Raw genomic sequence first — 15,905 nt, 5'->3', positions numbered from 1 at the left:
TTTATAAGAGGAGTAAATAAATGAAAAAAAGTCAAGTGCTTGCTGTAGCGGGGGCTACCTTATTAGCATCAGGAGTTCTAGCTGCGTGTTCAAACACTAGTTCAAATAATGCGAAATTAGCAAAAGATTACCAATATGTTTATCAAACAGATCCAGAAACCTTGGATTATATCGTTAGCAATATCGATTCAACATCATTCATCACCACAAATGCCGTAGATGGTTTGTTGGCTAACGATAAATATGGTAATCTGGTTCCTTCTATCGCTGAATCATGGACAGTTTCAAAAGATGGTTTGACTTATACCTATAAAATCCGTAAGGATGCTAAATGGGTAACTGCAGAGGGAGAAGAATACGCTCCTGTAACTGCTAAAGACTTCGTTACTGGTTTGAAACATGCGGTAGATGGGAAATCAAAAGGACTTTCAATCGTTAGCTCTTCTATTAAGGGATTAGAAGCCTATATCAAGGGTGAAACAAGTGATTTTTCAACCGTTGGAGTAAAAGCACTTGATGACCAAACACTAGAGTATACCTTGAACCAGCCAGAAACTTTCTGGAATGACAAGACAACTAGTGGTGTCATGATGCCGGTTAATGCAGAATTCTTAGCTTCAAAAGGGGAAGGTTTTGGTGCCCCAACAGATGCTAACTCTATTCTTTATAACGGTCCATTTGTCTTGAAAGCTGTAACTCCTAAATCATCTATCGAGATGGCTAAAAATGACGCTTACTGGGACAAAGAAAATGTAAAAATTGAGAACGTTAAGTTCACTTTCTGGGATGGTAAGGACCAAGATGTGATTGCTAAAGGTTTTGCCGATGGTCAATATAGCAAGGCGCGTATCTTCCCTACAAGTTCTACATATGAAAAATATGCAGCTGACTTCAAAGATAACATTTACTTTAATGAACCAGGTGCAGGTGTTGCAACTGTCAGCTTGAACTATGGTCGTACAACGTATAACCACACAGCCAAAACAAGTGATGCCCAAAAGACATCTGCTAAGAAAGCATTGCTAAACAAGGAATTCCGTCAAGCCTTGAACTTTGCGGTCGATCGCAATTCTTATTCAGCTCAAACAAATGGTACTGATGGAGCTGCAGTAGCCATCCGTAATACGTTTGCACCTTATAATCTTCAAGTTGGTAAGAAAGCATTTGGTGAGTTGGTACAAGAAAGCTTGGCTAAGACAAATTCTTCAACTTGGTCAAACGTGTCTCTAGCTGATTCTCAAAATGGCCTTTACAATGAAGAAAAAGCGAAAGAAGTCTTTGCTAAAGCAAAATCAAGCCTACAAGCTGAAGGTGTTGAATTCCCAATCCACTTGGATGCCTTGGTTATCCAAGAATCAACAGCGGTTGTAAATCGTGTTCAATCATTGAAACAATCAATTGAAAAAGTATTGGGTTCAGATAATGTTGTTGTAGACTTGCAACAAATGACTCAAGCAGAAGCTTTACCAATTTCATTTAGCGCTCCGACAGCTAAAGAGCAAGACTGGGATATCCATACCTTGTCAGGATGGAACCCTGATTATCAAGATCCGTCTACTTTCTTGGATCAGTTCGTCATTAAGGGAGGAAACACTCGTCTTTACCTTGGTATCGACCAAAACACTGATGCATCAGTAGTGAGCAAACTTGGTTTAGCTGACTATGGCAAATTACTTGATGACGCAAACAGCGAAAACCAGGATGTTCAAAAACGTTATGAAAAATACGCAGTAGCACAAGCTTGGTTGACTGATAATGCTTTGACAATTCCAGTAATGGCTTCTCCTAAAGAAACAGCCGTTTCATTTGTTTCAAAGGTTCTACCATTTAGTTCTTCATATTCTGTAGCTGGTCTTAAAGGTGAAAATGCAGGATACTTGAAGTATACTGAAGTTGGTGAAAAAGCAATCACCAAAGAAGAGTATGAAAAAGCTCGTGAAAAATGGTTGAAAGAAAAGACTGAGTCAAACGAGAAAGCTCAAAAAGAATTGGCAAGTCATGTGAAGTAAATAATGTTCAATAGAACTTTCTCTCCATGAGGAGAAGGTTCTTTTGGGATTTTTAAAGGAAATGATATGAAAAAATATATTTTTATGCGTGTTTTGCGGTCATTGGTCTCTATCTTCTTAGTAACAACCTTGACTTACACGATTATCTATACAATGGTTCCTCGAAAATTGATTTTTAAACAGGATACCAACTATAACAAGATTGCGACAACTGCTGATAAACGTGATAACTATGAGAATACCGTTTATGAGCGTATGGGCTATATCGAGTACTACGATACCAAAGAGTTGCAAGAAAAAGCTAGCCAGATGGATGCTTCTGTAACAGTTGAAGCCAATGACACCAACAAGGCTATCTACGAAAAATACATCAAACAAATCGGTCATGGTTGGACCTTGGGAGAATTTACTGAAAGTGGCCAATTCTACGCTACTCGTGAAATTCCAATTTTTGAACGTGTTTTCAAATTCTATGCTAACTTGATTGATATTGATCATACAAATAAAATTCAAGACCCTGAAAATCCAGACTTGAAACGTTACCTTCGTTTTGAAAACGATCCAGCGATCGGATGGTCTTTGGTTGGTTCAGGAACTAAACACAAATATCTCTTGTACTTCAACAGTCAGTTCCCATTTGTGCATCAAAATTTTGTGAACATTAATTTAGGGGATTCTTATCCAACCTATGCTAATAGCCCTGTTTTACAGGTTATTACTCAGGGACAAGGACAAACAAAAACTGCTCAAGTTCAGTTCCCAACAGGTAAGAAAACTTCTTCTGTAAATATTTACTCAAGAACCTACAAATCACCTAGTCAGGCTGACTCTCGTGAAGTAGCCAACTACGGAAAAGATGATCCTTATACAGCTACGGAAAGTAACTACCAATATCCTTCTATGATTGCTAGTTCTGCTGTCGTTGGATTGATTGGTTTGCTGATTTCTTATGCGATTGCCGTGCCACTTGGTTCAGCTATGGCTCGCTTCAAGAACACTTGGATTGATAGCTTCTCAACAGGTGCTTTGACCTTCTTGATGGCTCTTCCAACAATTGCCTTGGTTTATATCGTTCGTTTGGCTGGTTCTTCAATCGGTTTGCCAGATTCATTCCCTATCTTGGGTGCTGGAGATTGGCGTTCGTATGTTTTACCAGCAGTGATCCTTGGTTTGTTGGGTGCTCCTGGTACAGCGATTTGGATTCGTCGTTACATGATTGACTTACAATCACAAGACTTTGTACGTTTTGCTCGTGCAAAAGGTTTGTCTGAAAAAGAAATTTCAAACAAACACATCTTTAAAAATGCCATGGTTCCGCTGGTTTCAGGAATTCCTGGTGCCGTTATCGGGGTTATCGGTGGTGCAACCCTTACTGAAACAGTCTTTGCCTTCCCAGGTATGGGTAAAATGTTGATTGACTCTGTAAAAGCATCTAATAACTCTATGGTCGTTGGTCTTGTCTTCATCTTTACATGTATTTCTATCTTCTCCCTTCTTTTAGGAGATATTTGGATGACTATTATTGACCCACGTATTAAATTGACTGAGAAAGGAGGCAAATAATGTCTACAATCGATAAAGAAAAATTTCAGTTTGTAAAACGTGACGATTTTGCCTCTTAAGCCATTGATGCGCCAGCTTATTCATACTGGGGATCAGTGTTTAGACAATTTATGAAGAAAAAATCAACTGTAGTTATGTTGGGAATCTTGGTAGCTATCATTTTGATGAGTTTCATTTACCCAATGTTTTCTAAGTTTGATTTCAATGATGTCAGCAAGGTAAACGACTTTAGTGCTCGTTATATCAAGCCAAATGCTGAGCATTGGTTCGGTACAGACAGTAATGGTAAATCTCTCTTTGACGGTGTCTGGTTCGGAGCTCGTAACTCTATCCTCATTTCTGTGATTGCGACAGTGATTAACTTAGTTATCGGTGTCTTTGTCGGTGGTATTTGGGGAATTTCAAAATCAGTAGACCGTGTGATGATGGAAGTTTACAACGTCATCTCAAATATCCCATCTCTTTTGATTGTCATTGTCTTGACTTACTCAATCGGAGCTGGATTCTGGAATCTGATTTTTGCCATGAGTGTAACAACATGGATTGGGATTGCCTTCATGATCCGTGTGCAAATCTTGCGTTATCGTGACTTGGAATACAACTTGGCGTCACGTACTTTGGGAACGCCAACCTTGAAGATTGTTGCCAAAAATATCATGCCTCAATTGGTATCTGTTATTGTGACAACGATGACTCAAATGCTTCCAAGCTTTATCTCATACGAAGCTTTCTTGTCTTTCTTCGGTCTTGGATTACCGATTACAGTGCCAAGTTTGGGTCGTTTGATTTCAGATTATTCACAAAACGTAACAACCAATGCTTACTTGTTCTGGATTCCATTGACAACTCTTGTCTTGGTATCCTTGTCCCTTTTCGTAGTTGGTCAAAACTTAGCGGATGCTAGTGATCCACGTACACATAGATAGGAGTAGAAATGACAAAAGAAAAAAATGTAATTTTGACTGCTCGCGATATTGTCGTGGAATTTGACGTTCGTGACAAAGTATTGACAGCCATTCGCGGCGTTTCCCTTGAACTAGTTGAAGGAGAAGTATTAGCCTTGGTAGGTGAGTCAGGATCAGGGAAATCTGTTTTGACAAAGACTTTCACAGGTATGCTTGAAGAAAATGGTCGTATTGCTCAAGGAAGTATTGACTACCGTGGTCAGGATTTGACAGCTCTATCTTCTCACAAGGATTGGGAACAAATTCGTGGTGCTAAGATTGCGACTATCTTCCAAGATCCAATGACTAGTTTGGACCCGATTAAAACAATTGGTAGTCAGATTACAGAAGTTATTGTGAAACACCAAGGAAAAACAGCTAAAGAAGCGAAAGAATTGGCCATTGACTACATGAATAAGGTTGGGATTCCAGACGCAGATAGACGTTTTGATGAATACCCCTTCCAATATTCTGGAGGAATGCGTCAACGTATCGTTATTGCTATTGCCCTTGCCTGCCGACCTGATGTCTTGATCTGTGATGAGCCAACGACTGCCTTGGATGTAACCATCCAAGCACAGATTATTGATTTGCTGAAATCTTTACAAAACGAGTACCATTTCACAACAATCTTTATCACCCACGACCTTGGTGTGGTAGCAAGTATTGCGGATAAGGTAGCGGTGATGTATGCAGGAGAAATCGTTGAGTATGGAACTGTTGAGGAAGTCTTCTATGACCCTCGCCATCCATATACATGGAGTCTCTTGTCAAGTTTGCCTCAGCTTGCTGATGATAAAGGGGATCTTTACTCAATCCCAGGAACACCTCCGTCACTTTATACTGACCTGAAAGGGGATGCTTTTGCCTTGCGTTCTGACTATGCAATGCAGATTGACTTCGAACAAAAAGCTCCTCAATTCTCAGTATCAGAGACGCATTGGGCTAAAACTTGGCTTCTTCATGAGGATGCTCCAAAAGTAGAAAAACCAGCTGTGATTGCAAATCTCCATGATAAGATTCGTGAAAAAATGGGATTTGCCCATCTGGCAGACTAGGAGGAAGGAAATGTCTGAAAAATTAGTAGAAATCAAAGATTTAGAAATTTCCTTCGGTGAAGGAAGTAAGAAGTTTGTTGCGGTTAAAAATGCTAACTTCTTTATCAACAAGGGAGAAACTTTCTCGCTTGTAGGTGAATCAGGAAGTGGGAAAACAACTATTGGTCGTGCCATCATCGGTCTAAATGATACAAGTAATGGAGATATCATTTTTGATGGTCAAAAGATTAATGGTAAGAAATCGCGTGAACAAGCTGCGGAATTGATTCGTCGGATCCAGATGATTTTCCAAGACCCTGCCGCAAGTTTGAATGAACGTGCGACTGTTGATTATATTATTTCTGAAGGTCTTTACAATCATCATCTGTTCAAGGATGAAGAAGAACGTAAAGAGAAAGTTCAAAATATTATTCGTGAAGTAGGTCTTCTTGCTGAGCACTTGACTCGTTACCCTCATGAGTTTTCAGGTGGTCAACGCCAACGTATTGGTATTGCTCGTGCCTTGGTGATGCAACCAGATTTTGTTATTGCAGATGAGCCCATTTCAGCCTTGGACGTTTCTGTGCGTGCCCAAGTCTTGAACTTGCTCAAAAAATTCCAAAAAGAACTTGGTTTGACTTATCTCTTTATCGCCCATGATTTGTCGGTCGTTCGCTTTATTTCAGACCGTATCGCAGTTATTTATAAGGGTGTTATTGTAGAGGTTGCTGAAACAGAAGAATTGTTTAACAATCCAATTCATCCATATACTCAAGCCTTGCTGTCAGCGGTACCAATTCCAGATCCAATCTTGGAACGTAAGAAGGTCTTGAAGGTTTATGACCCAAGTCAACACGACTATGAGACTGATAAGCCGTCTATGGTTGAAATCTGTCCAGGTCACTATATTTGGGCTAACCAAGCTGAATTGGCACGTTATCAAAAAGGACTAAACTAAGAATGGTTTTATAATTTCCATGTCAATTTTTATGGAAATTATAAACCTTTTTTGTTGAATTGATTTGAAAAAACTTTGAAATTATCATGAAAGAATTTTTGGAAAATTTTAAAAAATTCTGAAATATTCTTGACAGCTGATGAAAAAGGTGTTAAGATAGGAAACATCAAAAAAGAAAGCAGAAAAAGAAATGAATAAGAGACAAGCTGTAACGATGAATCAAAACTTTTACTTTAGCTACTTTAGATAGTGTTTGTAGACATGTCACCATGGATGCAAACAGTTCAAGCAATTTGTTTGTATCTATGTGGCTAAGATTTTTGATTGTGGTCCATATAGATGAATATCTAAATGGACTAGCAAAGTTATAACTTGTTAGATTATTTCAAGCATCCGTTTAGATAGTATCTAGGCGGTTTTTTGTTTTATCTTTTCTGAGAAGGAGTTTCATTATGAAAGTTGTTCGAAAATTACTAGCACCCCTCTTGGTAGTGGGGATCCTCTTGACCTCTCTGATCAGTTTGCATCAGTTGAAGGCAGATAAGAAAAAAGATGTTTTTCGTATCGGTATTTCGCAGTTTATTACCCACCAGTCCTTAGATGCTACTAGAGAAGGATTTGTGGATGAACTGGCCAAGCAAGGCTATATTGAGGGGGAAAATATTGAGATTGATTTGCAAAATGCCCAGGGAGAACAACGAAATCTTAAAACGATTTCCCAGCAACTAGCAGAATCTAGTGATGTCGTTCTAGCTATCGCAACGCCTTCTGCTCAGAGCTTGGCCAATACAACGCAAACGACACCGGTTATCTTTTCAGCGGTAACAGATCCTGTCAGTGCCAAGTTGGTTGAGTCAAGAGAGCATCCTGGGGGCAATGTAACTGGGACAAGCGACCAGTCATCAGATGCCATTTCAACCCAAATCAATTTGATAAAGAAAGTGTTGCCAAAAGCTAAAACGATTGGAATTCTCTATACTCAGAGCGAGCCAAACTCAGTTGTTCAAAAGGATGAAGCTAAGCGTCTTTTGGAAGAAAAAGGCTTTACCGTTGTTGAAAAAACAATCTTGGACAGTAACAACGTCAAGGCTGCTGCAGAAAGCTTGATGGCAGAGGTGGATATGGTTTTTGTACCAACGGATAATATCATTTCATCAACCATGGAAACAGTCAAGCAGGTTTCTATTAAGCACAAGGTTCCAGTATTTGGTGGTTCAACAGAAATGGTTGCGGTTGGTGGCTTGTATAACTACGGTACCAATTATGAAGAATTGGGACGCCAGACAGCTCGCATGCTGGTTCGTGTTTTAAAAGGTGAGAAGCCAGAAAATATAGCAGTTGAGTTGCCTGAAAAACTGGAATTGCATACCAATCAAGAAATGGCAGATGCATTGGGAATTGATATTAGCAAGTTAGAAAGCAAGGAATAAGGAGATTTAAGATGAATTTTGTGTTATCTAGTTTATCAGAAGGTTTGCTATGGTCGATTATGGCGATTGGGGTCTACTTGACTTTCCGTATTTTGGATATTGCGGATATGACTGCTGAAGGAGCCTTTCCTATGGGGGCGGCTGTCGTTGTATCACAGATACAGGCAGGGACAAATCCTTGGATTGCGACCTTACTTGCTTTTCTGGCAGGTATGGTAGCAGGTCTAGTATCAGGAATGCTCCACACCAAGATGAAAATTCCAGCTCTCTTGACAGGGATTGTGACCTTGACAGGGCTTTATTCCATCAATATTAAAATCATGGGAAGCGTGCCTAATCTTTCCTTGGGAGATTCTGCAACCGTCTTTAAACAATTGGCAAGCTTAGGGCTGTCAAATGAAGAAGCTGTTTTCTTATTTAGTTCGGCCTGTCTCTTACTTGTTTGTTTGGTCTTGACTCTTTTGATGAAAACAGAGATTGGATTGGTCTTGCGTTCGACTGGGGACAATATTCCGATGAGTGAGGCAAATGGGGTCAATGTAGACACCATGAAGATTGTTGGTTACATGATTTCAAACGGCTTGATTGCCCTATGTGGTTCCTTGTTTGCCCAAAATGATGGATTTTCAGATGTGACTTCTGGGACAGGAACCATCGTTGTTGGTTTGAGTGCAGTGATTATTGCGGAAGTCTTGATACACGACTTGACCATTGGAGGCCGCTTGTTATCCATCGGAATCGGTGCTATTGTTTACCGTTTGATTATTTTAAATATCTATGAAATTCCAAATCTAGATCAAAACCTGGTTCGTCTCTTTAATGCAATCTTGCTAGCCTTGGTTTTATTTGCGCCAGAATTGCAAAAGAGATTAAAGATTCGTGGTCTGAAATTGAGAAATGAATAGGAGGAGAAAGTTATGGCAAGTTTGTTAACACTTGAAAATATTCACAAAACATTTGAATCAGGGACGGTCAATGAGAACTATGTCCTCAAAGGATTAGATTTAGAGGTTGAAGAGGGAGATTTTATCTCTGTAATTGGTGGAAATGGAGCAGGGAAATCCACTTTGATGAATATCTTGGCTGGCAATCTATCTGTGGATGAAGGGGACCTTTTATTGGCAGGTAAATCCATTAAAAATCTGAGTGTCAGAAAGAGAGCCAAGGATATCGCTCGTGTTTTTCAAGATCCTAAGATGGGAACAGCTTCTCGTTTGACGATTGAGGAGAATATGGCTATTGCCTTGAGACGTGGGCAAAAGAGAGGGCTTGGCTGGGGTGTGAAGGAGAAGGATAGAATCCAGTTCCAAGAAGCCTTGAAAGAGTTGAATATTGGCCTTGAAAATCGCTTGAAAGTGGATACTCAATACCTCTCGGGAGGACAAAGACAGGCCTTGACCCTAGTCATGGCAGCTCTGGTGAAACCTAAACTTTTGCTTTTGGATGAACACACTGCGGCACTTGACCCGAAAACGAGTCAAATGGTGATGGACTTGACGCAAAAGATTGTGGAAGACCATCAGTTGACGACTTTGATGATTACCCATGATATGAACCATGCAATTGAATACGGAAATCGTCTCATTATGCTCTATCAAGGAAAGATAGTGGTGGATGTCAAGGGAGAGGAGAAAAAGCATCTGACGGTTGAAAATCTCATGCATCTCTTCCAGAAAAATAGTGGCCAAAGCCTAGTCAGTGATGAGTTGGTTTTGGGATAAAGAAAAAGGCTGAGATCCAGTGTCTCAGTCTTTTATAATATGGCTTACACAGCATTGTTAACTAGATACTTGTCAATTGCTGTATGACATTAGTATTGATTTAAATTGATACAAGGTAAAAGAAATCTGGAAGAATCTGTTTCTGTCTAGGAGTTCTCACGATTGTTAAAACCAGTCCTCAAGACAAAAGGACTGGTTTATAGTTTAGAATATTATCTTAAAAGATATCAGTTAAATGGTAGATGAAATGGTGTATAACATACTTGAGTTGAAATTGAATAGAATGGGCCCTCTAAGTAATTCTTAAAAATTTATAGATCTAATCTATCTTATTTTTTAGTAGGAAGATGGATGTTAAGACTAAACTAAGTCCTGATAAGAAGAGGAGTGGATTTGAGGATTCACCAGTTTCTGGAAGTTGTTCTTTGCGATGAGTATTTTCCAGCTGGGAAGGACTATCGGTAGTTGAAGTCTGCTCAAAGTTTAGTGAGGTTGTTGCAACTGTTTTGTTTATTGAGGTTTCCGGAGTATTGACATTTTGATAGACTACCGCATATGTACTAAAGAGACTAGTAGTAAATTCTGCCATACCATCACGAATAGTGAAAGAAAGTGATTTCAATTCTTTTGTCGGAGTTAGGTAATAAATATTTTCTACATCAGCTGTAATTGGTAATCTAACTAAAACAGCTCCCTGTGGTTGTATATTATGGTTGTTTGAATTTTTAAATTGAATATCATAAGCATCGTATATCTTACCAAAGAGTTCTTGAGCCAACACGTGTTTACTAGAGAGATGAGAAATTCCTTCTAAGTCGGTTGCTCTACCAATAATCTCAACACCAGTCTTTTCATCCTTCAAGACACGAAGTTTATACTCAGAAATACTGCTAGTAGATGTTTTTTCTTGCCTAGCTCCTTTACCAGGTTCACTATAATTGGGCCTATCTATGGTAGGAGCTTTCTGTTCTCTTCCTGTCTCTATAGGTTTGGTATATTCAGGTCTTTCCACAGTAGGCGCTTCCTGTTCCCCAGTTGTTCCGGTAGGTTTGGTATATTCAGGTCTTTCCGCAGTAGGTGCCTCCTGATCCCCAACTGTCCCGATAGGACCAGTGTATTCAGGAATTACTACGGAAGGAGCTTCTTGATCTCCTACTGTTCCAGCAGGACCAGTGTATTCAGGAATTACAACAGAAGGCGCTTCTTGTTCTCCCGCAGTTCCGACAGGACCAGTGTATTCAGGGATTTCCACAGTAGGAGCCTCCTGATTTCCCGCAGTTCCGATAGGCTTAGTGTACTCAGGAATAGTTACAACTGGAGCAGGCTCATCTCCTTTGCTTGTAAGGATTTTTTCTTCAACTGGAGCAGTTTCGTCCTTAGGAAAGACAGCTACAACAGGACTAGTTGTTGTTGTACCTTGGATGGCATAAGCTTCTACCGAATTGCCAGCTCTACGATCTGTAGCCTCAGGAATGTCTAGTTGGACCTTGTTATCCTTAATGGTTAGAACAGTTTGTTCACCTGATGTGACAAGATGGTCCTCATCGACTTTTCTGAGTAGAAGAGGATCTTTGATACCAGGGAAGGTCACAGCGACTCCATCCCAATTGCCAGTTGGTAGGGTTAAGGTAACAGTCTTATCTTTTGAATTAATAGGGTCAAGGCTTGGACTATCGAGTGATACGGACGGAGCTTTTAAGATATCAAAGGAATCAAGAGAAACTTTCTTTCGTCCTTGTGGAGAATTCGGATCTACTTTCAAAGTAAGAACGTGATCGCCATCTGCTAGATTGGTAAATTCGCCAATTAATGCACCTTTTTCAGTAGCTCCTGGAGTGTAGAAGTCAAGAGCTGGCATCTCTTTTCCATCCAGTGTGACAAGTGCCTTGCCTAGTGATGCTGTTTTTAATCCATAGATTCGGATACCTGTTCCAGAGAATGGAATGGTTGCAGTGGCTTCAGAAGCGAGGCTATCATTAGCGTTGATGTCAGCGTATTTTTCTGTAGAAGCATAGAGTTCTGCATCGCTCCAATCCTTAAACATGGAACCATACTGGATACGAGGGTCACGGTCGTCAATCTTCTCAACAGCTTCTCCTTGGCCTGGGAAGACTTTGAAGTAATCGAGAGAAATTTTTGCACGCTCGTTTGTACGTCCTTTGTGCTCGCGCTTAACAGTGATGGTCATGAGGTGAGAACCTGAAGATAGATTTGTGTAACGTCCTATTAATACACCCTTTTCAGTTGTTCCTGCTGTATAGAAGTCAAGTTCTCCAACAGATTTGCCATCTATTTTAACGTCAGCAAGTCCCAATTGAGATGACTTGAGTCCGTAGATTTCAATACCAGGTCCATTGAAAGGAATAGTTGCAGTCGCATCTTTATCAGAATAATTTCCATTTGAGATATCGGCGTATTTCTCTGTGCCGCTAAATAGTTCTGAGTCAGCCCAGTTTCCATAAGCTGAGCCGTACTGGATGCGCTTGTCACGGTCATCCATCAACTCACTGAAGGCATCGATAGAAGCAGCATCTGAAACTGGTGTTGTACGGTCCCTTAGCATAGCCTTAACGGTATAAGTATAGGCATGGCTAGAATCAATCGAGCGATCGATAAAGTGAGTTTGGTTGGTGATAAACTCACGAACGCTAGGAGTTTGACTGTTTTCATCCTTGCTTTCTCGTCGGATGACATAATGACTTGCTCCTTCAACTGTGTTAAAGTCAAGTTCAGCTGTGACGGAATCTTTTCGAAGGGCTGATAAGCGAGTCACTCGTCCAGGGAAGTTTTCAAAGGTAATGACATCACCTTTTTGAGTCGCAAGTTGGATACGGTTATCTTTGAGGCGACTAGCTTGAACTTCCTTGCCATTAATCTTGATAATACTAGCTTCGATATTTGGATAGTCTACGACTAAGTCTCCACCCACATTAGAAAGGAAAGATAGCGTTTCAAGATTTTTCTCTTTCCATTTCATGCTGACTTCAAAGTTACCACGAGTGACTAAGCCTGAGACTTGCCCGTCTTTCCAGGCATCTGGAAGGGCTGGTAATGGGGCAATGTAGCCTGTGTGAGATTGAAGGAGCATTTCTGCCATACCGCTGGTTGCACCAAAGTTTCCATCAATTTGGAAAGGCGCGTGCGTATCCCAGAGATTTTCTAGGGTTGAAGATCTGAGCTGTTCTGCCAACAAACGGTGGGCACGATTTCCATCTAGGAGACGGGCCCAGAGGTTGATTTTATTGGCCTTAGACCAACCAGTACCACCATCTCCACGGTGGTTGAGGGTTGCGCGTGCAGCTTCTAGATATTCAGGCTGATCCTTGCCAAATAGAGTACCTGGGAAGAGACCAACTAGATGGGAAACATGGCGGTGGTGGTTTTCAATGCCTTCGTTGGTGAATTGCGGGCTGTCTTCCTCGTACCATTCCTTGATACGACCGTCTTGGTTGATGTGAAGAGGTTTTAACTTGTCAAATTTAGCCTTCACTTCTGTCACCAAGTCTTGGTCTATCTTCAGATGATTGGCTGCTTCCATATAGTCGTGGAATAGCTGCCAAACTAGAGATTGGTCAAAGGTATTCCCAATCGTGATGTTTCCATGTTCTGGTGAGTAGGATGGAGAAGAAACCCAGCGGTCACTAGCCTTGTCGTAGTGCAAGAAGGAATTCCAGAACTTGGCTGTTTCCTTGAGCATTGGATAAATCTTTTCTTTAAGATAAGTTTCATCCTTGGTGAATTTGTAGTAGTCATAGACGTTCTGCATCATCCAAGCATTGGCAGCAGGAGACCAACCCCAATAGTAGTTCCAACCAGGAGTAGTCCAGCCAAATGGTGTCGCCTGAGTATGAACCAGCCAACCATTTTCTTGACCTTCTTTGGACTCGATACCAGCGTATTCCTTAGCAGCGATACGGCCATAGTAGCGCATGTCATCGATATAATTGATCATTGGCTTAGCCGTTTCTGCGAGATTGCTCATGTAGGCAGGCCAATAGTTCATCTGTAGGTTGACATTGAGGTGGTAGTCTGAGTTCCAAGGTGGATTATCTACAGCATTCCAGACTCCTTGCAAGTTGGCAGGGAGGGCATCTGTCCGATTACGAGAAGAACTGATCAGTAGATAACGTCCGTATTGGAAGAAGAGTTCTTCTAGCTTTTGACCTTTTGTTGGATTATAGGTTTGGAGAGCTTCTTTTGTAGTTTGGTTAGACTTGCTACCGCCGAGGTTTAATTGAACACGGTTGAAAAGGCTTTGGTAATCCTTGATGTGATCATTTTTCAGAGTCTCATAGTCTTTGGCTTTAGCGGCTTCAACGATAGATTTGACAGTTTTTTCTACATCAATATCCTTGCGGTAATTGGTTTCCGGATTTTGAGCAAAATTAGTCTTTGCGCTGAGTAGCAGTGTTGCATAGCTTGCTCCTTTAACTGTCAAATAACCATCTTGAGCAGTGACTTGTCCATCTGTCTTGATACCAAGATAAGAAGCAAATTTCAGACCATTGTCTTTGACAGTTCCCTTGAGTAAAATACCATTAGAATCTACACTGATAGTACCTTTTTTGTAATTAGAATTATCCCGAGAATACTGTCCATTAGCAATTAGGTCTTCTGTTAAGGTATTCCAAAGGGTAAAATCAAGCGTCTTATCTCCCTTTTTAGTCAAGTGGGTCACGGTGACATCATCAGGATAGCTGGAGAAGGTTTCACGTTTGAAGGTTGTTCCATCTTGGGTGTAAGAAGTTGTTGTAGTGGCTTCTGAGATATCCAAACCACGGTGATAATCTGTTACTGTATCCAGCCCCTTTTTCTGGTTATTGAAAACCATGGATACATCACCAAAGGCTAAATAACGTCCATATTGGGAATTGTTTGGACCAACCAAATTTCTCTCTGCTAGTTGTTTGGCTTTTTGACGGTCACCGTCTTCTAAGGCCTTACGGATTTCAGCTAAGACTTTGTAGCGGTCCTTGTAGTTTCCCCCGTTGTAGTCTTGACTATCTGGCTGTGGGCCTCCAGACCAAAGTGTTTTTTCGTTGTACTGGATTCTTTCTTCACCGATGAGTCCGAAAACCTTGGCACCCATTTCTCCATTTCCGACTGGAAGGGCTTGTTTTTCCCATCCGTCATAGGAAGGAGCAGTTGGTTGGTTGTAATGTAGTTCGTAATGTTCTTGTTTGTTCACAGGAAGTTCTGGTTTCTCGCTCTCCTTATTTTCAGCAGGGGCGGTAGTAGCACTTGTCTCTGACTGACTAGCAGTTTGAGGTGGTTCGGGCTCTAAGTTTGTTTGCTTTTCAGCTGATTCAGCTATAGGCTGAGTCTCAGTGTTAGAAGCAAGAACTTCCTCTACTTTCGTGTCCGGTTTAGCAGAGGTTTCAGTAATTGTTGCCTCACTTTTCGGAATCTCGATACCATCAGCAGCCACACCCTGTGCTGCTAAAAAAACAGCTCCTAGTAAAACAGAGGCAGCTCCGATGCTCAATTTTCGGATGCTATACTTGCAGGATTTTTCCCAATATTTCTTATCCACAAAATTCTCCTTTCTTCAATCTGTAAGCGCATACATTATCTTTTAAAAAAATAAGTCTTGCAGAAATATGTGTGATGTTTTCAGGTAATTTTAATATAACAAATAAATAGAACTATTGCAAGGGCTTTCAAGGAAAATGGGCTTATTTTACTAAGTTTTACTAAGTATGAAGTATTTGCTAATTAATTAGGAAATCACAGTAGATGTAAGCGTAAAACAAACTAGTCAGTTCGCCTTCTTTGTGTTATAATGAAAGAGACTCAAAAAGAAACAGGAGAAATATGATGGATTTACTATTAGCAATTGTATTGATTGTGCTAGCTTTTCTAGGAGGAGCTCTTGGAGGAATGTACTTGGTTCGTAAGCAAATCGAAAAAGAATTCGCTGACAACCCACGTTTGAATGCTGAAGCAGTTCGTACTCTTTTGAGTGCAAATGGTCAAAAACCAAGCGAAGCTAAGGTACAACAAGTTTACCACCAAATCATCCGCCAACAAAAAGCAGCCCTTGCTAACAATAAAAAGAAAAAATAAATAAGGAAAAGTCTGGGATGAAAGTTCCAGACTTCTCACTATGTTGACTATGGTTTAGGAATGAGACTTTTTCCTTGCATTCTATTGATATTTGATTATGATTAAGAGAGATAGTTGTTGATTAGGCCGTCATATAGTTCATAAGAAACAGTAATCATAATGAACTATCAATCAGAA

Annotated in this window: 9 protein-coding genes and 1 pseudogene; 9 read left to right on the top strand and 1 reads right to left on the bottom strand. The window is 40.5% G+C overall.

Going from position 1 to position 15,905, the window contains the following annotated elements:
- Positions 1-20: 20 nt before the first annotated feature.
- The 8 genes and pseudogenes from FJR77_RS04365 to FJR77_RS04330 all read left to right on the top strand — a co-directional run bounded on the left by FJR77_RS04365 (position 21) and on the right by FJR77_RS04330 (position 9,662).
- Positions 21-2,009 (top strand): peptide ABC transporter substrate-binding protein, encoded by a 1,989-nt coding sequence (locus FJR77_RS04365; protein ID WP_140833356.1) that lies wholly within the window; start codon positions 21-23, stop codon positions 2,007-2,009.
- Positions 2,010-2,075: 66 nt separating this feature from the next.
- On the top strand, positions 2,076-3,572 hold the full coding sequence (locus tag FJR77_RS04360) for an ABC transporter permease (RefSeq protein WP_140833358.1): 1,497 nt from the start codon (positions 2,076-2,078) through the stop codon (positions 3,570-3,572).
- A pseudogene (oppC, locus tag FJR77_RS04355) lies at positions 3,572-4,498 on the top strand (oligopeptide ABC transporter permease OppC). Before FJR77_RS04360 ends, oppC begins: the two are co-directional and overlap by 1 nt.
- 8 nt (positions 4,499-4,506) lie before the next feature.
- The gene (locus FJR77_RS04350; protein ID WP_000159550.1) at positions 4,507-5,574 is read left to right on the top strand and encodes an ABC transporter ATP-binding protein; all 1,068 of its coding nucleotides are present in this window, start codon (positions 4,507-4,509) and stop codon (positions 5,572-5,574) included.
- 10 nt (positions 5,575-5,584) lie between these two features.
- On the top strand, positions 5,585-6,511 hold the full coding sequence (locus tag FJR77_RS04345) for an ATP-binding cassette domain-containing protein (RefSeq protein ID WP_140860054.1): 927 nt from the start codon (positions 5,585-5,587) through the stop codon (positions 6,509-6,511).
- Between the two features lie 452 nt (positions 6,512-6,963).
- Positions 6,964-7,941: an ABC transporter substrate-binding protein gene (locus FJR77_RS04340; RefSeq protein ID WP_061759323.1), complete on the top strand. Its 978-nt coding sequence runs from the start codon at positions 6,964-6,966 to the stop codon at positions 7,939-7,941.
- 11 nt (positions 7,942-7,952) lie between these two features.
- A complete protein-coding gene (locus FJR77_RS04335; protein ID WP_140833362.1) occupies positions 7,953-8,846 on the top strand; it encodes an ABC transporter permease in 894 nt (297 codons plus the stop codon).
- A gap of 12 nt (positions 8,847-8,858) precedes the next feature.
- On the top strand, positions 8,859-9,662 hold the full coding sequence (locus FJR77_RS04330) for an ABC transporter ATP-binding protein (RefSeq protein WP_140833364.1): 804 nt from the start codon (positions 8,859-8,861) through the stop codon (positions 9,660-9,662).
- A 319-nt stretch (positions 9,663-9,981) separates the two neighbouring features.
- Here FJR77_RS04330 and FJR77_RS04325 read toward each other — a convergent pair whose 3' ends face one another.
- Positions 9,982-15,195: an SIALI-17 repeat-containing surface protein gene (locus FJR77_RS04325; protein ID WP_140833366.1), complete on the bottom strand. Its 5,214-nt coding sequence runs from the start codon at positions 15,193-15,195 to the stop codon at positions 9,982-9,984.
- 284 nt (positions 15,196-15,479) lie between these two features.
- Between FJR77_RS04325 and FJR77_RS04320 the strand changes: the two genes are divergently transcribed.
- Entirely contained in the window at positions 15,480-15,728 is a 249-nt protein-coding gene (locus FJR77_RS04320; protein ID WP_000364990.1) for a YneF family protein, read from the top strand.
- Positions 15,729-15,905 lie beyond the last annotated feature (177 nt).

Origin of the sequence: Streptococcus shenyangsis, assembly GCF_006385785.1 — a bacterium.
GTDB lineage: Bacteria > Bacillota > Bacilli > Lactobacillales > Streptococcaceae > Streptococcus > Streptococcus shenyangsis.
This window is presented reverse-complemented; position numbering and strand designations above follow the sequence as displayed.

Coding starts and splice junctions, on each gene's coding strand:
- FJR77_RS04365 (WP_140833356.1), top strand. CDS start 21: ATGAAAAAAAGTCAAGTGCTTGCTGTAGCGGGGGCTACCTTATTAGCA.
- FJR77_RS04360 (WP_140833358.1), top strand. CDS start 2,076: ATGAAAAAATATATTTTTATGCGTGTTTTGCGGTCATTGGTCTCTATC.
- FJR77_RS04350 (WP_000159550.1), top strand. CDS start 4,507: ATGACAAAAGAAAAAAATGTAATTTTGACTGCTCGCGATATTGTCGTG.
- FJR77_RS04345 (WP_140860054.1), top strand. CDS start 5,585: ATGTCTGAAAAATTAGTAGAAATCAAAGATTTAGAAATTTCCTTCGGT.
- FJR77_RS04340 (WP_061759323.1), top strand. CDS start 6,964: ATGAAAGTTGTTCGAAAATTACTAGCACCCCTCTTGGTAGTGGGGATC.
- FJR77_RS04335 (WP_140833362.1), top strand. CDS start 7,953: ATGAATTTTGTGTTATCTAGTTTATCAGAAGGTTTGCTATGGTCGATT.
- FJR77_RS04330 (WP_140833364.1), top strand. CDS start 8,859: ATGGCAAGTTTGTTAACACTTGAAAATATTCACAAAACATTTGAATCA.
- FJR77_RS04320 (WP_000364990.1), top strand. CDS start 15,480: ATGGATTTACTATTAGCAATTGTATTGATTGTGCTAGCTTTTCTAGGA.